Source organism: Neopusillimonas maritima (assembly GCF_003576595.1).
GTDB classification, from domain to species: domain Bacteria; phylum Pseudomonadota; class Gammaproteobacteria; order Burkholderiales; family Burkholderiaceae_B; genus Neopusillimonas; species Neopusillimonas maritima.
In genome coordinates, this window is the sequence record NZ_NQOU01000006.1 from 98,154 (window position 1) to 118,158 (window position 20,005).

Below are 20,005 nucleotides of genomic sequence, written 5' to 3' on the forward strand. Positions count from 1 at the left end.
CTAGTTTATTTATTTAATAAGTTCCATTAGATTGACGAATATCTTGCTGTCCTCCCATACTGCATGGATTGTTTAGGAGGATGCATGGAAAAGGCAGATTACATTTGGATTGACGGCAAAGTCGTTGGCTGGGATGACGCAACATCGCACGTTATCGGCAACACTTTGCATTATGGCTTCGGCGTTTTCGAAGGGATTCGCTGCTACAAAACAGAGCAGGGTCCGGCGGTGTTCCGCCTGCACGATCATTTAATTCGTTTACGTAATTCGGCCAAGATTCTTGGTTTCGAAGTGCCCTACAGCGTAGATGAAATGGTGGAGTCTACGCGTGAAATTATTCGTGCCAACGGCGCGGATGAGTGTTATATACGCCCACTTGCCTACATAGGCGAAGGTGGCATGGGCCTGGCCTATGAAGATTGCCAAGTGAACCTTTTGATCGCCACCTGGTTCTGGGGCGAGTACGTGGGTAAAGGGACGCTGGAGCGCGGCAGCCGCGTGAAGACATCCAGTTATATCCGCCATCACATTAATACCCATATGTCCAAAGCCAAGGCATGCGGCAATTATTTGCTGTTTCAAATGGCGCGTACCGACGCCCGGCGTGACGGCTACGACGAGGCCTTGTTGCTTGATGCAAACGGGCAAGTGGCCGAAGGGTCAGTTGAGCACTTTTTCGTGGTGCGCAATGGGGTGTTGGTGACACCGCCACTGACGCATTTATTAGACGGAATCACGCGAGATACGGTGATTGTGCTGGCGCGCGAGATGGGCTTCGAGGTGCGCGAAGAGGCGTTTTCCCGAGATTACGTTCATACCGCACAGGAAGCGTTTTTTGTGGGTACCGGAGCAGAAGTGACGCCGGTGGTTGAATTGGATCGTCGCCCGATTGGCGATGGTCTACGTGGTCCTGTCACCAAACAATTGCAAGACGCGTATTTCGATGTGGTGAAAGGCCGCTCGAATAGCCACACCGATTGGCTTACTTACGTTTAAACAACGGAAATTGAGTTTTAAGGAGATGGCATGACGCTGCCAATGCCCGTTGATGAGCACGCCAATCGCGTAGCGAAAGCACGCTCGCTTATGGCACAAGCCAATGTCGATGCATTGATTGTGACCGATCCAGTTACTTACGGTTATTTCACCGGTAATCGTGTGCCTGCCTGGATGAAGGCACGGCCATCTATTTTTATTTTGCCGGCTTCAGGCGAACCGGCGCTTATTACCTGGTCTGGCCCCCAGATGTTTGCGCTTGTACAACAAACCGTTTCCCTCCTGGGTGAAAGACAAAGTGATTTACCCCGATGTGCCGTTTACGCGTGAACCACGTACCGATTGGGGCATTCATGGCGTGCTGGAAGATCGGGGTTTATCCAAGGGGCGCCTGGCGATTGAAATGGGGCGTAATACCTGGTTGGGTATACCGTTAAACGACTTTACCTTGTTGCGCGAGCAGGTGCCGCAAGCTGAGTTTGTTGATTCAAGCGAGATTGTGTGGGGTTGCCGCATGATCAAGTCGGAATGGGAAGTTGCCTGTCTTGAGCACGTGTGCGTGATTGGGCAGAAAGCCTGGTATGCAGTGTTGGAAGAAGTGCAGGTTGGCATGACGCCGCGTGAAGTACAGCAACGTATTTTGCAACGTTATCTTGAATTTGGGGCCGATATCGACTCCGGCCCACCAATGGCCATGGGTGCAAGCGGGCCAAACGGCACATTCCAGAAGGGTGACATTCTGTACCTGGATGGCGGGCCTGCATTCCAGGGGTATCAAATGGATATTACGCGTCGGGCCGTGTTTGGCACCCCTTCTGAGCGACAGCGCCACGAGCATGAGGAAATGTGGGACATCATGTTTGAGGTGATCGACCGCATGAAACCGGGCGCATCAATGGCGGAGTTGTTCGAGTTTTCCAGCAAGCGTATGGCCCAGGTCAAAGGTTGGCGCGATTATGCCGACCACCCGGCTAAACGTATCGGCCATGGTATTGGGTTGGAGTCTGAGCCGCCGTCGATGTCGGCGGTAGATGAAACCTTGCTTGCAGAAGGGATGGTGCTTACACCTGAGCCCAAGCTGGAAAGCGTGGATGGCTTGGTGAATCCGGAAGAACAAGTGGCGGTGACGGCCACAGGTTGTCGTTTGCTGTCTGATGACACCGGCGGCCAGTTAATTGTGATTGCGTGACCGGGGGCTGAATGACAATTCGCTTGTTAAGTGTTGAGGATGTCAGGGAATCCAGCCCCAGTATTACGGATATTGTGAAGATTATTCGTCGTACCTACGAGGAAGAAGGCCGGGGTCGCGTTGATGTTCCATTGAAAATCGGTGTTCGGCCGGATCGTCCTGGGACGTTTTTGGATGCGATGCCGGCGTGGGTAGGTGATGATGAAGCCGGCATGGCGGGTTTGAAGTGGGTGTCGTATTACCCCGGCAGTGCTTTTATGCATGCCGGAAAAACGGACTCGTCGGGTTTGATCGTTTTGAATGATCCCCAGCATGGTCAACCCGTTTGTTTGATGGAAGGCATGCTGGTGACCTATTTACGCACCACGATTTGTGCTGCGGTGATGGCGCAGGTAATTCAAACAAGAGGGCGTGATCCGATCAGTTTGGGGTTGGTGGGCTGCGGCGGCCTTGGTAGGTGGTCGCTGCGTGTATTTGGCGAGGTGTTTCCAAGCCTGAAACACGTAAAGGTAGCGTCGCGTAGTGCCGCTTCAAGGCAAGCGTTTTGCGAGGAAATGGCGCGAGAGGGGACTTGGTCGCTGGACGCGGTTGATGACGTGCGTGACGCCGTGGCTGATTGCGATGTGGTGATTTCATCTTTACCCCCCGTCGTCAGCAAGCCCATCGAAGCTCAGTGGCTGGCTCCGGATGCTATTTACGTGCCACTTGATTTAACGCACGCGTGGCAAACCGACGTTTGGAGTAAGGCGGGAACGGTTGTGGCCGACAGCCCGGCGTTTTTGCGCAAGTTGCTGGCCGCGCACCGCCCCGATGTGTCGGTGGATGCGCATCAGGTATTGGCTATTCAGGATTTGGTGGCACAAGGTGACGGTAAGTTATCCAACGCTTTGAAAGGCCCTTTCTTTGCAGCAGTTTGCGGCATTGCCAGCACCGATATTGCCCTGGCCTGGGCCGTATTTCGCAACGCGCAACTGAAAAAGCTGGGAAGCGGTTTCGATATGAAGGCGAGCGATGTGGCATTGCACAGTGCATTGGTTGGCGGGTATACGAACGCCGGACTTCGGCAAGGGGTAAAAGCATGACATTGGGAAAGTTAAGACAAGCGTATACCGGCGCTCGGATTATTGACGGCATGGGTGCGGCGTTTAGCGGTTACATGGTAGTGGAAAACGGCCGCATTATTGACGTGCAAAAAGGAACCTTGCCGGATGCAGTGCGAATGGATGCACAAACCCAAGTGGTTGAGTTGGGCGAATACACCATCTTGCCGGGCATGATTGATTGCCACGTTCATTTAACAATGGACGCTACGCCGCAGGTGGGGCCGATTTCCACTGATGAAGAGAAAATGCTGGCTTTTTTACGTGCCAGTAGAAACGCGCTGCGAACGTTGCATGGCGGTGTGACGACGGTACGTGATTGCGGCACGCAGGGGAATGTGGATTTCGCCTTACGTCGGGCGGCCTCGGAAGGTCTTTGCGTTACACCGCGCTTGCTTCTAAGCGGTGAGGCCTTATGCATGACCGGAGGGCATGGCTGGCGGTTTTTGGGCCAGGAAGTGGACGGGGTCGATGGGGTGCGTAAAGCGGCTCGTCAACGTTTAAAGGCCGGTGCCGACAACGTCAAGCTTATTGCGACCGGCGGCATTTTGACCCCAGGCGGAGCCATTGGCAATGCCCAAATGACCGTGGATGAAATGCGTGCCGCGACGGATGAGGCACACAACGCCGGCAAAATTTCAGCGGCTCATGCACACGCGGCGCAAGGCATCAAAAATGCGGTGTTGGCAAACGTGGATTCGATTGAACACGGTTACTTCATTGATCCCGAAGGCATCGATTTAATGCTGCGTCATGGTACGTGGCTGGTTGCCACCTCAACGCCTATCCGCAATGTGGTCACGCATGGTTTGGCCGGTGGGTTGTCACAAGACATGGTCGACAAAGCGCAGTCGGCCATTGATGCCCATGTGTCGTCGTTCAAACAGGCTCGCGCGGCGGGTGTGAAGTTGGCGATGGGCACCGATGCCGGCGTGCCTTATACCCCACATGGAAGCAATTTGGATGAGTTGGTGTATTTCGTGGAAATGGGCATGACGCCAATGGAGGCGATTCAGGTCACGACGCGTGATAGCGCGCGGATGTTGAAAATGGACCATCTTGTAGGCACGTTGGAGGTGGGCAAATGTGCCGACTTCATTGTCGTGGAAGGTGATCCGCTTGTGAATATTTCGATTTTGCGGGCGCCGGCAGCGATTCGCAAAGTTGTGCTGAATGGCCGTTTGGTAATGGATCGTGATGCCAGCCAGTTTTTGGTAGGTGCGGCGTTTGGTGACCAGGCGGTGATTGGGAGTCGTTTCTTCGATGCGTAAACGGTGTGTGTGAATTCGCAAGCAGGCGCGACAGGTTTGGTGGGTAGCTTAGGTGAGATCGTAAATCTACAAAGGAGAGGTTAAATGAAGTTGTTCAAGAAATCTTTATGTGCGTTGCTGGTTGGGGCGGGAGTTTTGGCCGCCGGCATTGCGTCAGCAGAAGAAGCACGTTTAAGGGCGGTGAGTGCGTTCACGGCGAATACGGCCTTTTCGCGACCTTTTGAGGCGTTCGTGAAAAAGGTGAATGAGAACGGCAAAGGCCTGGTTCAAATCGACATTATTGGCGGCCCTGAAACCATGCCTCCGTTTGAGTTGGGCAATGCCGTTTCCAAAGGGATTGTCGATATGGCCAATGTGCCGGGTGCATTTTACTTAAGCCTTATGCCGGCCGCCGATGCGTTGCGTTTGGCTGAAATTCCCATTGCGGAACAACGCGAAAATGGTGCGTGGGAATACATTAACGAGCTTCATAACAAACATATGAACGTTTGGTATTTGGCACGCACCGCCGATCAACAGAAGTATCACCTGTATTTGGCTGGTAACCCATTGGAAAAACCTGATTTGAAAGGGTTGACCTTGCGGGTATCACCAACGTATCGCTCGTTCTTTGAGGCATTGGGCGCGTCATTGGTGCAAACCCCGCCCGGCGAAGTGTATACGGCATTGGAGCGCGGCGTGGTGCAGGGCTACGGTTGGCCTTTGCAGGGCGTACTGGATCTAAGTTGGGACGAGGTTACCGACTATCGCGTTGATCCCGGTTTTTATACAGTGGATGTAAATGCATTGGTGAATCTGGATAGCTGGAACAAGTTGTCGGTAGAGCAGAAAGCTTTTCTGAGCAAGATGGCGGTTGAGCTTGAACAGGAACTGGCTGCAAATGTAGATGCCCAAAACGCGAAAGAAAAGGCCGGGCAGGCTGAGGCCGGCATTAAAACCATTACTTTCAGCGAGGCTGATGCCAAAACCTGGCTTGAAACCGCGCGTCGTACCGGTTGGGAGCAGGTCGAGTCGCAAGCCCCTCCGGAAGAAGCCAAGCGTTTGAAAGAGCTGTTGACCGTTCAAAAGTAAAGTCTTCGTTGTGTGTTGTTTCCGGGTAGTAAGTTTGCCGGCCTTCGGGCCGGTTTTTTTGTGCGCCCAGCATGGGCGCACTCCTGCGGGTGCAAGTCCCGCCATAAGTTGATCACAGCGAATGAAGTGAAGCGCAACTGCGTGAGGGTGACCGAGCGTGGGGAGGAAGCGTGGAGCATAAGCTGCGAGCCGATGAACAAGAATCGGATAGAAGGCGTCATCAAGCAGGGCGAGCGGGCAAGAAGCCGTGAAGCTCTTGTGATCAAGGCGAGATGGCGTAAATCCGGCGGTTGTGCAGTGAAGGGGTGCGTTCTTACCTGGGGAACCCTCGCCTTGATCCTGAAAGGGTAACGGCGTCGAGCCGGAGCGAGGACTCAGCAGAGGTCATAGTAGCCACAGTAGCGGGGCCGAAGAGGCTGGGAACGAACTGGCGAAGGACCGAACGAGAAGGAGTATGACTCAATATGACGATGCAACTCATATTGCCTCAGATGTCCACATCAGTGGAGCGGGCGGGCGCAGCCAGCGGTGAAGCCGCTGGTGATCCTGTCAGCGAGGAAATGGGCGGCCCGCGTCATGCAAATGAGCATACAGGGTCAGCGCTACTGCAAGCGGCGCTGACAAGAGAGAACCTGCAAGCCGCGTTCAAGCGGGTGCGGGCCAACAAAGGCGCAGCCGGCGTGGACGGCTTGGACATAGACCAGACTGCCCGTCGCCTGGTGACCTGAATCAAACCGGGTTTGAACTGACCCCCAGAAGTTGGACACACTGACCTGGGAGAAATACATGTCAAAATATGACGTGGCCTTCAAACTGAAGGTTGTCCAGCACTTTTTATCAGAAGGTGGGGGACACAAGCGACTGGCCAAGGCATATGGAATACCCGAAGAAAAAATACGCACCTGGACGAGTCGGTATCAGCTTCACGGGCTGAACGGATTAAGCCCTAAACGCAGTTCGTATAGCGCTCAGTTCAAGCTTGATGTACTGTATCGGCAGAAGCGTGAACAACTGTCGAGCCGGCAGGTGGCTGCCATCTACGATATTCGTAATCCCAATCAGGTTGTGGTCTGGCGAAAGGCATTTGATCAAGGTGGCTTTGCGGCGCTTCAGAACAAAAACCGGAGGCATTCTGACGTGGCTGAAGAACAACCGTCATCAGGCCTATTGCTTGGGCCTTCAGAGGCGCAGGCCCAGAGTTCTGCGCTGTCGTTGCAAGAAGAGAATGAACGACTGCGTGCCGAGGTGGCGTATTTAAAAAAGTTGCACGCCTTAATCCTGGAGAGGAAGTCAGCCGCGCTGAGAAAGCAGCGCTCATCCGTGGGTTAAGGCACGATCATAAGCTGTCACTTTTGCTTCAGGTCGCAGGCCTGTCGCGCAGCACATTCTATTATCAATGCCAGGTCCTCTCGAAGCCTGAGAGGCATACAGCGCTGAAGCAGGACATCCGTGCCGTGTATAACAAGCACAAAGGACGATACGGGTATCGCCGCATCGCGGCCGACCTGTGCAAGTCGGGGCGAGCCGTCAACCTGAAGACGGTACAACGCCTGATGCACGAGCTGGGACTCAAAGCATTGATTCGGGTAAAAAAACGCTGTGCGCCCCCAGGGCCAGAAGATGGGATTGCCCCCAACCTTTTGCGACAAGACTTCAATGCTCTGGCGCCCAATGAAAAGTGGGTCACCGATATGACTGAATTTAATGTGAAGGGACAGAAGCTACATCTGTCGGCGTGCATGGACTTGTATGGCGGAGAGGTCATCGCGTGGCGTACCAGTACACGGCCTATGTTTGAATTAGCGATGAAGACCCTTGAAGACGCTCTTGAGCGGCTCAACCCGGGTGAGCGCCCCGTCTTGCATTCGGATCAGGGCTGGCATTATAAAATGCGCCCGTTTCGTGCACTCATCGCCCAGTCCGGGATTACCCAAAGCATGTCCCGAAAAGGCAACTGCTTTGACAACGCGGTGATTGAGAGCTTCTTCGGAACCGTGAAAGAGGAGTTCTTTCGCCTGGCTAAATGTGAGACGCTCAAACAACTGAAGGACGGTTTACGTGACTATATCCAATACTATAATCAGGAGCGGATCAAGCTGAAATTAAATGGACTCAGTCCGGTTCAGTTTCGGCTTCAAAATACTGAAATGTAAAAACGTCCAACTTCTGGGGGTCAGTTCATTCCCGGTTTGATTCAGACCACTTGGCCTGTCATTCGTGCCGAATTGCTTGCGGGGACGTACCGGCCCAGTCCGGTACGACGGGTGATGATTCCCAAGTCTGACGGTAGCCAGCGCGAGCTGGGTATCCCGACGGTGACGGATCGTCTGATCCAGCAGGCGCTGCTGCAAGTGCTGCAACCCGTGCTTGACCCCACTTTCAGCGAACACAGTTACGGCTTCAGGCCGGGGCGCCGTGCGCATGACGCGGTTCTGGCCGCGCATTCGTACGTGCAGTCCGGTCGCCGTATCGTGGTGGACGTGGATCTGGAGAAATTCTTCGACCGGGTCAACCACGACATCCTGATTGACCGCCTACAGAAACGCCTGCCGGATGCCGGAGTGATCCGGCTGATTCGGTCGTATCTGAACAGCGGCATTATGGATGGCGGTGTGGCCGTCGAACGGTATGAGGGCACGCCGCAAGGCGGTCCGCTCTCGCCGATGTTGGCTAACGTGCTGCTTGATGAGGTGGATAAGGAGTTAGAACGCCGGGGCCATTGCTTCGTGCGCTACGCTGATGACTGCAACGTTTACGTTCACAGCCGTCGCGCGGGTGAACGGGTGATGGGCTTACTGCGGCGGCTATACGCTCGGCTGCGCTTGAGGGTCAATGAGATCAAAAGTGCGGTCGCCAGCGTGTTTACCGACCGCAAGTTTCTGGGCTATAGCTTCTGGGTGGACCCTAAAGGGCAGGTCAAGCGTCGGGTGGCGACCAAAGCGCTCGCCACGTTCAAGCAACGTGTGCGGCAACTGACGCGCCGCTCGGGCGGGCGCAGCATGCAGCAGGTGGTGGATCGGCTGCGAGTGTATATCCTGGGATGGAAGGGCTACTTCCGATTGGCGCAAGTCCACAAGGTCTGGCGTGGGCTGGACAAGTGGATTCGTCATCGGTTAAGGGCCATTCAGCTCAGGCAATGGAAACGAGGCAAGACGATGTTCCGGGAGTTGCGCGCCTTGGGGGTGAGTTTTACTGTCGCCCGATGGGTGGCGGCAAATTCCCGCAGCTGGTGGCGCAATAGTGGCGGGTCACTCAATGCGGCCTTGCCCATTGCCCACTTCGACCGACTAGGTGTTCCTAGACTCTCTTAAGCCTCAACTTCTTGAACCGCCCGGTGCGGACCCGCATGCCGGGTGGTGTGGCAGGGGTGCAGTTCACTAGAACTGCCCCCTATGCCGATTGGGGAAACAAGTGCTGTTTGAGTGAGTAACACGCGTTCAACTAAAGAAAACCGGGGCAGTGTCGTTAATTCTGTTTGCAGAAAAAGTTTTGATAGCTTCTTACAGGAGGGGACGGTGAATCGGTTCAAAATTGGTACGCGGCTCACATTGGGTTTTGGCCTGATGCTTGTATTTATGGCCATTCTAATGGCTGTGTCATTAATGCGTATGAATGCGGGCGCGCAGGCCACCAGCGAAATCACTGAGCGCGGGGTGGCGGTAGAGCGCCTGGTGTCACGCTGGTTAAGCGTAATGCACGAAAACAGCATTCAAATGCAAATTTTGGGTTTGTTATACGACCCTGGTTTACGTAAAGAGTTTGAAACCGCTATTGAAAAAGGCAGTGCGGAAAGCACAAAAATTCAAAAAGAGCTGCAGTTAATGCTCAGCGACCCGGAGGCCCTGGCTTTGTTCCAGGACACCCAGCGCAAGCGCGCGGCGTTTGGTAAAGCCAATGACGAGGCCTTGCAGGCTCAGCGCGCCGGCGATTTTGTGCGCGCCGACAACATGCTGCAAAAAACCGTCCCCGGTTTGCGCGCCGAATATGAAAAAAGCGTACGTGCTTTATTGGCGTTTCAACAAAAAAACATGAATGAGGCGGCGGCGCAACTGGATGCGGATAATCAGTTGGCCATCAAGATTGTGTTTGGTGTGGGGGTTGTTGCGCTGATTTTGGGTGTGTTGTTTGCGTTTGGCATTACCCGTTCTATTGTGCGTCCTTTACAAACAGCGGTGGGTTATGCCAAGGCCATTTCCAATCGCGACCTAACGCGTCAGGTTGAGGTGCGTGGCAAGGATGAAACGGCTGAGTTGCTGCAAGCCTTGCGCATGATGAATCAGAATCTGGTGGGCGTGATCAGTAAAGTGCAGTCGGGGTCCGAATCGATTGCCACGGCATCCGGTGAAATTGCGTCGGGTAACACCGACTTATCGTCACGTACGGAAGAGCAGGCCAGTTCCCTGGCCGAAACCGCTGCTACGATGGAGCAGCTCACCACGACCGTACAGCTCAATACAGACAACGCACGTAAAGCGAATCAATTGGCAGGGTCGGCGTCGAAGGTGGCGGTTGAAAGCGGCGACGTGGTCGGCCAAGTGGTTGAAACCATGAGCAGTATCGATCAGCGAGCCAAACAGGTCGCCGATATTATTACCGTCATTGATGGTATTGCCTTTCAAACCAATATTCTGGCGTTGAACGCTGCAGTAGAGGCGGCGCGTGCAGGTGAGCAGGGTAAAGGATTTGCGGTTGTCGCCAGCGAGGTGCGCTCGCTGGCGCAACGCAGCGCGCAGGCGGCCAAGGAAATTAAAGAGCTTATCGAGATGTCGGTGGCCGCGACGAACCAGGGTAATCTTTTGGTTGGCAAGGCTGGGCAGTCAATGAAAGAGACGGTCGACAGTATTAAGCAAGTGGTCGACATTATGGAAGAGATCGCTGCAGCCAGCGAAGAGCAAAGCACGGGCATTGAGCAGGTGAATCAAGCGGTTATGCAAATGGATCAGGTTACCCAGCAAAATGCGGCCCTGGTCGAAGAGGCGTCGGTGGCATCACAGAATATGCAGGCACAGGCGGCCGATTTATCCCGTTTGGTGTCCACATTTAAAGTGAATCTGATAGAGGATTTAAGCTGGAAGAAAACTGACAAAAGTGCGAATTCCGGCAGCGATGATGCTTCGCCTGGTTCCAGTAGTAAGGATGGCCGCACATCGTTGCGTGGATCAAAAAAAGCGTCTTCCCGCAAAGGAGAAGACGCTGAATTTAGCGAAGATGACTGGGTTGACGACGCAGACTCGCCTGAAGGGTCAGACGACCGGGGATCCGGCCCGCGCCTGGCTTTGGGGTATTGATTGACGCAGGCTTTGCGCCGCCTGCACCAAGGCGAGCAAGGCCGGCTTTACTTCGTCCCACTGGCGGGTTTTCAAACCGCAATCGGGGTTGACCCACAAGCGTTCTGCGGGAATGTACTGTGCGGCTTTTTCCATTAGCGCGGTCATCTGAGCGGTGTCGGGTACGGCGGGTGAGTGAATGTCATACACACCGGGCCCGATTTCATTGGGATAGCTGAAGTCTTTGAACGCTTCCAATAGTTTCATGTTGGATCGCGACGTTTCGATGGTGATGACGTCGGCATCCATTTGGGCGATAAACGGCATAATGTCGTTGAATTCCGAATAGCACATATGTGTGTGGATCTGCGTTTCGTCTTGCACGCTGTTGGCGCAAAGACGAAATGCTTCAATCGCCCAATTCAAATAACTTTGCCATTGTGTTTTTCTTAAAGGGAGTCCTTCGCGCAAGGCTGCCTCGTCAATTTGAATGATCTTGATGCCGGCGCGCTCCAAGTCCAAGACTTCCTCGCGCATGGCCAGGGCAAGCTGGCGACACGTAATGGCTCGCGGCTGATCGTTTCGTACGAAAGACCAGTTCAACAGCGTGACCGGGCCGGTTAACATGCCTTTTACCGGGCGTTGCGTTAATGACTGTGCGTAAAGAATCCATTCCACCGTCATGGCCTTGGGGCGTTGTATATCACCATATAAAATCGGCGGTTTAACGCATCGCGACCCGTATGACTGAACCCAACCATATTGGCTGAATGCAAAGCCTTCGAGGTGCTCTGCGAAATACTCGACCATATCATTGCGTTCCGCTTCGCCGTGAACCAGCACGTCGAGCTCAAGTGCCTCCTGCTCTTTAATGCAAGATGCAATTTCAGTTTGCATGGCTGTTTTGTAGGTGATGGCGTCAATTTCCTTTTGACGAAATGCTTTGCGTTGACGACGTATTTCTTTGGTTTGGGGGAAGGAGCCAATGGTTGTTGTTGGGAAAAGCGGCAGGTTCAACCGTGCAGATTGTTTTGTGACACGTTCCTTATAGGTGCTTTGACGCGTGCCGGCGTCAGGAGCAAGGTTGGCCAATGCCAGTTTCACGACGGGGTTGTTAACGCGGCTGGATTGGCGGCGTGACTCCACCGCTGTTTGATTTTCGTGCAAGAACGACGCTACGGCGTGTCTCCCGTTATTCAGTGCCTCAGCCAAAATATGTAATTCCTGCAGTTTTTGTTTGGCGAATGCAAGCCAGGTCACAAGATCTGGGTCAAGTTGCGTTTCTTTCTGCAGATCTACAGGAACATGAAGTAGCGAGCATGACGGGGCCAGCCATAGCCGGTTGCCCAACTGAAGAGCAATAGGTTCAAGCCAATCAAGGGTTGCGTTTAAGTCGGTTTTCCAGATGTTGCGCCCGTCAATAACACCGAGCGATAAGACCCGGTGCTGGGGAAGCACATTCAGCAGCGGGGTAATATCGTTCCGGCCGCGCACGGCATCAACATGTAACCCTGCCACCGGCAAGTTGGCTGCCAGGTAGGCATTTTCCTGCAAGCTGCCAAAATAGGTCGCCAGCAGTATTTTGATGGGGGCACTTTTCAATGTGTGATAGGCAATACTTAATGCGTTCGTCCACTCAGGTGCTAATTCAGTCACTAATATGGGTTCGTCAATTTGTACCCATTCAATTCCCTTTGCTGCCAGCATATTTAACAGCTCGCCGTACGCGGGTAGTAAAGACTCAAGCAAATCCAGTGGGTTGACCCCATCAGTGGATTTGCCCAGTGCAAGGTACGTAACCGGGCCGAGGATAACGGGCTTGGCACGCACATTTTCTGTTTGCGCTTGCTCAATCTGCTTTAACAACGAAGTCGCGTTCAATGCAAAATGCGTGCTGCGATTGAATTCGGGCACGATATAGTGATAATTGGTGTCGAACCATTTGGTCATTTCACCGGCGGCCCGACCCCGGGCCACTTGAAAATAGCGGTCAAGCTCGTTTTTCGGCAATGTACGAAACCGTTCGGGAATGTTCCCGAGCATGAAGCTGGTATCCAGAACGTGGTCGTAGAAAGAAAATTCGCCCACAGGTGTCCAGTCCAGCTTGTTTTGCCATTGCCAGTTTTGGGTGCGTAATTGAGCCGCGATACGATCCAATTCATCGTCGCTTGACTGATCTTTCCAGTATGCCTCCAGGGCGAACTTCAGTTCGCGATTCGGGCCAATTCGGGGAAAGCCAAGGTTGTGCGTGGTTACTTTGTGATGAGTCATGTTTGAGTTATGCAATGTAGTCATGCGTGTGAATAGTCAATTGTTCGAATGATGTGTTGGTTTCAGTCTTACCCGGTGATGAGGGGTTTATTGTTGGTTTTTTGATCAATGAAGTAAAATGGTATTTCTACATAAATCAATGAATTTTGTTCATGCATGGCGATTATTGAACGTATCCATCTCGCAATCATTCGAGCGGTGAATAAGCATGGCTCTTTAACAGCAGCGGCTGATCACCTGCATCTCACTCAGTCGGCCTTAAGTCATGCCATACGTAAACTGGAAAACCAATTGGGCGTGGCGGTTTGGCACCGCGAAGGGCGCAGTCTGCGGCTGACGCAGTCGGGCGAATATTTGTTGGCGATGGCGAATCGACTGGTACCGCAGTTCCTCGACGCAGAAGACCGGCTACGGGAATTTTCCCTGGGAGAACGAGGCCAGTTGCGCATTGGAATGGAATGCCACCCTTGTTATCAGTGGCTATTAAAGGTGGTCTCGCCATATATGCAAGAATGGCCCGATGTGGATATTGATGTAAGGCAAAAATTTCAGTTTGGCGGTATTGGCGCGTTATTCAGCCATGAAATTGATATGTTGGTGACACCGGACCCGTTTTATAAGAGCGGGCTCCATTTTGCGCCCGTCTTTGACTATGAACAGGTTCTTGTCGTAGGAAGGAATCACCTGTTAAGCGGTTTGGATTATGTGGAACCGAGTCATTTGGCAAGCGAGACGCTGGTTACGTATCCGGTTTCCATCGAGCGCCTTGATATTTATTCGCAATTTCTACTTCCAGCGGGGTTGGCCCCCCGACGGCATAAGGAAATTGAAACTACGGATATCATGTTGCAAATGGTGGCATGTGGGCGTGGCGTTGCCGCCTTGCCACGTTGGCTGGTAGACGAAAATGCCGCGCAGTTTGATGTTGTGTCGGTACGTTTGGGGAAGCAAGGAATTCATAAACAGATTCATCTGGGGGTTCGCGACTCCGATTTGAGCATTGGTTATTTGAAAGCATTTATGACGTTGGCGGAAAAATACACGTTAACGGCGTGAGTACTTTCAGCGAATGATTCGGGCGTAAAATGCCCGCACATTCGTTGTTACTCAATTTCCATGAGATTTCTACTTCATCCGGCCAGGGCCGTTGCGTTTGGTTTTCTGGTCGCGATTCTCGCCGGAACGCTGTTGCTGATGTTGCCTGTGTCGCACGCAGCTGCGGAATCGGGGTCCTTGTTGGTTTCTTTTTTTACCGCCGTTTCGGCTGTGTGTGTTACCGGTTTGGTCATTGTGGATACCGGTACGTATTGGTCGATGTTTGGCCAAATGATCATTCTGTTTTTATGCCAGATTGGCGGCTTCGGCATGATGACGGCAGCCACCTTGCTGGGTTTAATGGTGAATCGTTCGTTGCGCCTGCGTACCAAGCTGGTGACGCAAGTGGAAACGCATTCGCTGGGCCTGGGTGACATTGGCAGTGTGGCTAAACTTGTTTTTGTCGTGACCGTTGTGGTGGAAGTGATTACGGCAGTTTTCCTCACTACGCGTTTTTACTCCGCATACCCCATGTCCTTCGCAGATGCGGCTTGGAATGGTGTGTTTCATGCAATTTCCGCATTCAACAACGCGGGCTTTTCAATTTACCCCGATAGTTTGATGAGATTCGCCGTTGATCCATTGATATTGTTGCCCATTATGGTTGCAATCATGGTGGGCGGCATTGGTTTTCCGGTTTTACATGATTTACGGATGAAAATCCGCGATCCCAGGCATTGGTCTTTGCACACAAAGCTGACTTTGTTGGGTACAGGTGTTTTATTGCTGGTTGGTTTTTTGGGGTTATTGGCTTTTGAGTGGCATAACGAACAAACCCTGGGAGCGTTGTCCTTTGTCGATAAACTATGGTCAGCGGCGTTTATGTCGGTTTCGGCTCGCACAGCAGGGTTTAATGCGCTGGATATTGGTTTGCTTAATCATGAAAGCTGGGCGCTGCATTATTTATTAATGTTTATTGGCGGAGGCAGTGCCGGTACGGCTGGTGGCGTTAAAGTTGGCACGGTCGTTATTTTGGTACTGATTGTGATTGCCGAAATTCGCGGGTTGAACGATAGTGAAGCGTTTGGTCGCCGGGTGGGGCCGCAGGCACAGCGGCAGGCGGTGACCGTTCTGGTTTTAGGCAGTGCCCTGGTTGTGACTGCAACAGTGATGATTCTGCGCATGACCGACCTGCCTACCGACCAGGTTATTTTCGAGGTGGTATCCGCCTTTGGCACGGTGGGGTTGTCTACCGGTATTACGGCCGATCTGCCTTCTGAAGCCCAAGTTATTTTGGCCGCTTTAATGTATTTTGGGCGTGTCGGTACGATTACACTGGCAACTTCCATTGTCTTAAGCAAGCGCCGCATGCCCTATCGTTACGCTGAGGAGCATCCCATTGTTGGCTAGTTTATTTACCGAACAGTTTTCGTTTTCCAAAGGCGACAGCGCTGTTGTTATAGGCTTGGGTCGATTCGGCAGTTCGGTTGCCGATGCCTTGACCCGTTTGGGGCATGATGTAATGGGAATTGACCGTGACCCCGAGTTGGTTCAGGTGTGGGCCGATATGCTGACACACGCGGTGCAAGCCGACTCAACGAATGTGAACACCATGCGCCAGCTTGGCGTTGCCGATTTTTCGCACGCCATTATTGGCATTGGTTCAGATTTATCCGCCAGCCTGATGACCTTGATGGCGTTGACCGAGTTGGGCATCAAAGATATCTGGATCAAGGCTTTGACGCCTGAGCATGGCAAGATTGCCCGTAGAATCGGCGCGCATCACGTTGTATCGCCCGAAGCTGACATGGGTGAACGGGTTGCGCATTTGATCACGGCCCGGATGATGGATTTTATTGAATTTGACGATGGTTTTGCCATTGCCAAAATCCGGGCGCCGGAATCAACGCATAATCAAGTGTTGTTCGATTCGCGGGTGCGCGAGAAATTCGGTGTAACGGTTGTTGGCGTTAAACGGGCCCAAACGGATTTCCAGCATGCGGTTCCTGAAACGCGAATATTGCCTGATGACTTGCTCATTGTGTCGGGGCCAACCCGTAAGATCCAGCAATTCGCAAACGATACTGAACGCAAGAAAGACAAATAACAGCGTGTTATTTTGTAACAGTGCTGGCGTTATGTGCGAAATAGGTCCAAAGTGCGTATGGGGATAATTTTTTCCCTTTTATCTTAGGACTATTAAATTGAAAACAGAAATTGGTATTGTGAAATGGTTTAACAACGAAAAAGGTTTCGGCTTCATCATGCCGGAATCCGGTGGTAAAGACCTTTTCGCACATTACAGCGAAATTCAGGGCACAGGCCACAAATCTCTCGAAGAGAACCAGCGTGTGTCGTTTGTAGCAGTTGAAGGCCAGAAAGGCCCTCAGGCTTCAAATATTCAAATCCTTTAATCGCCCCACCCGTTTGTAAAAACGGGTCGCTCGCGATAAAAAACGCCTCCTGAAACAGGAGGCGTTTTGTTTTGGGAATAGGGTTATGTGTATGACCTTTTATTTACCTTATGTGTGTTTCAAGTAAAGGCGGCTTAGCTGTTGCCTAAATAACATATTAGGTTGTTATAATAACAATTATACGGGTTAAATAATAAAGGTTTTGTATGCAAACAGATCACAGTACGCACGGGGTCGACCGCAGCAAAATTAGCGTCATGCTCATGAAGCTATTTGACCACTGGGGTTTAAACAGTACGCAAATGCTGGGTTTGTTGGGTTATTCGCCCACCAATCGCGGTTTGCTGTCTGATTACCGCTCAGGCAAGCCATTGGCGAACGATCGCGACAAGCTCGAACGGGCAGGTATTCTGCTGGGTATTCATAAGTCGTTGCGTTTATTATTCCCGCATAACCGTCAGTTGGCTTATACCTGGATGACGCAGGCCAACCGGGCTTTTGGTGGTTTATCACCTGTTACCGTTGCCGAAAAATACGGCATTATGGGCTTGCATCAGGTACGTTCTTATCTCGACGTTCAGCGGGGCCGTTAATGGCTTTCGCCGACTTGGAAGGTCTGACACTCAAAAATGTTGAGCAGGATTTATTTAGAAATATTGTCTCGTTGCGCCAAGGGCAGGATCTGTTTGACGATTTAAGTGATCATCCGGAGGATTGGCGTTCGGCGATTAACCTGGAGCTTGCGTTCAAGCCACCTTTTTATGAGTCGGAGCAGCCTGTTATTGATCGTCCGTTCGAAGACGCCGCCCATTTTTCCGCCATTCAGTTTCCCTTTGATCATATCGGCCAAAGTCGTTTTAGTGCAGGTAAATTTGGTGTTTGGTACGGTAGTGAATTGCTGGAAACGACCGTATATGAAACCGTTTATCACTGGCAGAATGGGTTGTTGGCTGATGCGGGCTTTCAAAACATTGACAACGTCAAGATAGAGCGCCGGGTTTATTGGGTGCATTGTGAAGCTGCGCTTGTGAATTTGCTGCCTATGGCGAAGGCATGGCCTCAATTAACAGCAAATGACTATGGCGATTGCCAGTTTTTGGGTAACAAACTGCATCGCCAGCGCCACCCAGGGGTGTGGACATCATCGGCACGGCATGTTGGAACGAATGTGGCGGTTTTTACACCCAAGGTGTTAAGCGATCCGCGCGATTATTGTTATTTAACTTATCATCGGTTGAATGGGCGCGTGAATGTGTACCGCGATCCGGATACGGTGTGGTTTTCGATTTAGGCTTTCGCGTTCAAATCATCATTTCGGCATGCGTCGCCGCAACACTTCAAGAGTGGCCAGTAGCGTAACGGAAAATACAATCAGAAGGGTGGCTACAGCCAGAATAGTGGGGTTAATTTGTTCGCGCAAGCCGGAAAACATTTGGCGTGGAATGGTGATTTGGTCGGGCCCGGCAAGGAACAGCACCACAATGACTTCGTCGAATGAAATGCCAAAGGCGAACAGGGCGCCGGAAATAACGCCCGGGCGAATCAGGGGGACGATAACGGTGCAAAATACCTTGAATGGCGACGCACCCATGCTTAAGCCGGCCCGGTAAAGCGATTGATCGAACTGGCTAAGGGTGGCGGTAACGGTAATAATAACGAAAGGTACGCCCAGGGCGGCGTGGGCAATAACAATACCCCAGAAGCTGGCCACCAGGTTAAAGCGGGTGTAGAAAAAAAACATGCCCGCGGCCACAATAATGAGCGGCACGATCATGGGCGAAAGCAACAGTGCCGTAATAGCGCGGCGCCACGGCATGGTGGAACTGGCCAAACCTACCGCAGCCAGGGTGCCCAAGGTGGTGGCGATAAAGGTGGCGCATAGGCCAATTAAGAAGCTGTTGCGTATGGCCAGTTTCCATTTCGCGCTGTCGGCAATGGTGCGATACCACTCCAGCGAATAGGCGGCAGGGTCAAGCCGCAGCATACCCTCGGTGAAAGTAAAAAAGGGTTCTGCGTTGAATGACAGTGGAATGACAATCGCAATGGGCAGCAACAGGAAAAACAAAACCAACCCGGCGCCCAGGCGTAAAAGCCAGACGCTTAAACGATGCTGCCAGGAATAATAGGTGGCTTCTGTCATTTGGCTAGCTCAGTTTCAGGTTACTGGCGCCCACCAGGCGGTCGTAAAGCCAGTACAGAATCACGATAACCGCTAATAGCAGCGAACCCAGTGCCGAAGCCAGCCCCCAATTATTTGATTGCTGCATGTGGTACGCAATGATGTTGGAAATCATTTGCCCTTCGGTGCCGCCTACCAATGCCGGAATAATGTAGTAGCCCACGGCAGTAATGAAAACCAGCAATGAGCCGGCACTGAGCCCCGGCACGGTTTGGGGTAGATATACGCGCACGAAAGCGGAAAACGGGGGGCTGCCTAAAGACAGCGCGGCCTTTACATGGCTGGGGTCGATACCTTTCATGACGCTGTACAGCGGCAGAATCATGAACGGCAGCAAAATATGTGTCATGGCCAAAATAGTGGCCAAGGGAGTGTAGAGGAGCTCGAGTGGTTGGTGAATAATGCCCACGCTTTGCAGTACAGAGTTGATGACACCATTGGTTTGCAGCAGGGCGATCCATGCGGTTGTGCGCACCAGAAAGGATGTCCAGAACGGCAATAACACCATTACCAGTAAAACACCGGCAATCCGGGCAGGGGCGTGGGCCAAACAGTAGGCCACCGGGTAGCCCAGCGCAATGCACAGCAGCGTAATAATCAGCGACATACTGAGCGTTTTACTGTAGAGGTCAATGTAAATGTTGGACGATTGACGCTTTTGAATATTGCCTTGCGCGTCGCGCTCAAGATCAAGCGCGGTCAGGTAGTTGTCTATCCGGTACTTGGCCCCAAGCCGGTCAATGGCTTGCCATAGCTTGGTCTCACTCCAGCGTGGGTCGGTATCAAGTAAGGCCAGGTGCCCGGTTTGCGCCAGTTGGTTGGGGTCGACGTTGCGTAATTTGCGTGCCGTGGCGTTAATTAAGCTGGTGGCGCCGGGATACGACCGGTTAACGGCGGAAGCCAGGCGTCCCGATTCACGTTGTTTTGCCAATTGCTGTAATTCAATACTGAACGTGCGTAGCGTTTCAGGTTTTGGCGTCCCCGTGCGGTCCCAACTGGATAGTGCATTAATAGTGTCGGGTATCAGCTCAACCAATGTGGGGTTGTAGATGCTTCGGTGAAGCATGCTGGAAATCGGCGCGACAAAGGCGAAAAAAAGAAACAGCAAAATAGGTACCACCAGCAGCAAACTATTGCGCCGTCGTCGTTGCTGTTCCTTTCTTTCGGTATGTATTTCGGCGGCCGAAAGGCCGCCTGGGTTTTGATGCATGA

Annotated in this window: 17 protein-coding genes and 2 pseudogenes; 16 read left to right on the forward strand and 3 right to left on the reverse strand. The window is 52.5% G+C overall.

The window, feature by feature from the left end; all coding sequences use genetic code 11:
* Positions 1–84 precede the first annotated feature (84 nt).
* From CJO09_RS13575 to CJO09_RS15855, 10 genes and pseudogenes are all read left to right on the forward strand, one after another.
* A complete protein-coding gene (locus CJO09_RS13575) occupies positions 85–996 on the forward strand; it encodes a branched-chain amino acid transaminase (RefSeq protein WP_119442833.1) in 912 nt (303 codons plus the stop codon).
* Between the two features lie 30 nt (positions 997–1,026).
* Positions 1,027–1,326 (forward strand): aminopeptidase P family N-terminal domain-containing protein, encoded by a 300-nt coding sequence (locus CJO09_RS13580; protein WP_119442834.1) that lies wholly within the window; start codon positions 1,027–1,029, stop codon positions 1,324–1,326.
* Positions 1,295–2,185, forward strand: coding sequence for a M24 family metallopeptidase (locus tag CJO09_RS13585; protein WP_147404930.1), 891 nt, complete (start codon positions 1,295–1,297; stop codon positions 2,183–2,185). Before CJO09_RS13580 ends, CJO09_RS13585 begins: the two co-directional genes overlap by 32 nt.
* 11 nt (positions 2,186–2,196) lie before the next feature.
* Positions 2,197–3,267, forward strand: a complete 1,071-nt coding sequence (locus CJO09_RS13590; protein ID WP_119442836.1) for a hypothetical protein — start codon at positions 2,197–2,199, stop codon at positions 3,265–3,267.
* A complete protein-coding gene (locus CJO09_RS13595; RefSeq protein WP_119442837.1) occupies positions 3,264–4,556 on the forward strand; it encodes a metal-dependent hydrolase family protein in 1,293 nt (430 codons plus the stop codon). The genes CJO09_RS13590 and CJO09_RS13595 overlap by 4 nt, the downstream gene beginning before the upstream one ends.
* Positions 4,557–4,640: 84 nt before the next feature.
* Positions 4,641–5,627 carry a TRAP transporter substrate-binding protein DctP gene (gene dctP, locus CJO09_RS13600; RefSeq protein WP_119442838.1) on the forward strand — a complete coding sequence of 329 codons (987 nt, stop codon included), beginning with the start codon at positions 4,641–4,643 and terminating at the stop codon, positions 5,625–5,627.
* Between the two features lie 464 nt (positions 5,628–6,091).
* Positions 6,092–6,352: pseudogene (locus tag CJO09_RS13610) on the forward strand (group II intron reverse transcriptase/maturase); the annotation flags it as partial.
* 61 nt (positions 6,353–6,413) lie between these two features.
* Positions 6,414–7,780, forward strand: a protein-coding gene (locus CJO09_RS13615; RefSeq protein WP_119442839.1) for an IS3 family transposase whose coding sequence is annotated in 2 segments (ribosomal slippage) — positions 6,414–6,923 and positions 6,926–7,780 — 1,365 coding nt in all. Because the reading frame shifts where the segments join, the coding sequence is not laid out codon by codon here.
* A 45-nt stretch (positions 7,781–7,825) separates the two neighbouring features.
* A pseudogene (gene ltrA / locus CJO09_RS13620) lies at positions 7,826–8,938 on the forward strand (group II intron reverse transcriptase/maturase); the annotation flags it as partial.
* A gap of 204 nt (positions 8,939–9,142) precedes the next feature.
* Entirely contained in the window at positions 9,143–10,915 is a 1,773-nt protein-coding gene (locus CJO09_RS15855) for a methyl-accepting chemotaxis protein (RefSeq protein WP_281270769.1), read from the forward strand.
* On the opposite strand, the gene metE is transcribed toward CJO09_RS15855, so the two are convergent.
* Positions 10,871–13,165: a 5-methyltetrahydropteroyltriglutamate--homocysteine S-methyltransferase gene (gene metE / locus CJO09_RS13630; RefSeq protein ID WP_119442842.1), complete on the reverse strand. Its 2,295-nt coding sequence runs from the start codon at positions 13,163–13,165 to the stop codon at positions 10,871–10,873. The two genes, CJO09_RS15855 and metE, sit on opposite strands and share 45 nt — an antisense overlap.
* Positions 13,166–13,327: 162 nt before the next feature.
* On the opposite strand from metE, the gene CJO09_RS13635 reads away from it, so the two are divergent.
* The 6 genes from CJO09_RS13635 (at position 13,328) to CJO09_RS13660 (ending at position 17,905) form a co-directional block, all read left to right on the forward strand.
* Entirely contained in the window at positions 13,328–14,221 is an 894-nt protein-coding gene (locus CJO09_RS13635; protein WP_119442897.1) for a LysR family transcriptional regulator, read from the forward strand.
* Between the two features lie 60 nt (positions 14,222–14,281).
* Positions 14,282–15,610, forward strand: coding sequence for a TrkH family potassium uptake protein (locus CJO09_RS13640; RefSeq protein ID WP_114420851.1), 1,329 nt, complete (start codon positions 14,282–14,284; stop codon positions 15,608–15,610).
* Complete coding sequence (locus tag CJO09_RS13645; protein ID WP_218961066.1) at positions 15,603–16,307, forward strand: potassium channel family protein; 705 nt, start codon at positions 15,603–15,605, stop codon at positions 16,305–16,307. The genes CJO09_RS13640 and CJO09_RS13645 overlap by 8 nt, the downstream gene beginning before the upstream one ends.
* A 97-nt stretch (positions 16,308–16,404) precedes the next feature.
* The gene (locus CJO09_RS13650; protein ID WP_114420849.1) at positions 16,405–16,614 is read left to right on the forward strand and encodes a cold-shock protein; all 210 of its coding nucleotides are present in this window, start codon (positions 16,405–16,407) and stop codon (positions 16,612–16,614) included.
* A 206-nt stretch (positions 16,615–16,820) separates the two neighbouring features.
* Positions 16,821–17,207 carry an MbcA/ParS/Xre antitoxin family protein gene (locus tag CJO09_RS13655; protein WP_119442844.1) on the forward strand — a complete coding sequence of 129 codons (387 nt, stop codon included), beginning with the start codon at positions 16,821–16,823 and terminating at the stop codon, positions 17,205–17,207.
* Positions 17,207–17,905: an RES family NAD+ phosphorylase gene (locus CJO09_RS13660; protein WP_119442845.1), complete on the forward strand. Its 699-nt coding sequence runs from the start codon at positions 17,207–17,209 to the stop codon at positions 17,903–17,905. Before CJO09_RS13655 ends, CJO09_RS13660 begins: the two co-directional genes overlap by 1 nt.
* Positions 17,906–17,923: 18 nt before the next feature.
* Here the strand turns inward: CJO09_RS13660 and CJO09_RS13665 are convergent, their stop codons facing one another.
* Together CJO09_RS13665 and CJO09_RS13670 are read right to left on the reverse strand one after the other, a co-directional pair.
* Complete coding sequence (locus CJO09_RS13665) at positions 17,924–18,754, reverse strand: ABC transporter permease (RefSeq protein WP_114420846.1); 831 nt, start codon at positions 18,752–18,754, stop codon at positions 17,924–17,926.
* 4 nt (positions 18,755–18,758) lie between these two features.
* A complete protein-coding gene (locus CJO09_RS13670) occupies positions 18,759–20,003 on the reverse strand; it encodes an ABC transporter permease (protein WP_119442846.1) in 1,245 nt (414 codons plus the stop codon).
* Between the last annotated feature and the right edge of the window lie 2 nt (positions 20,004–20,005).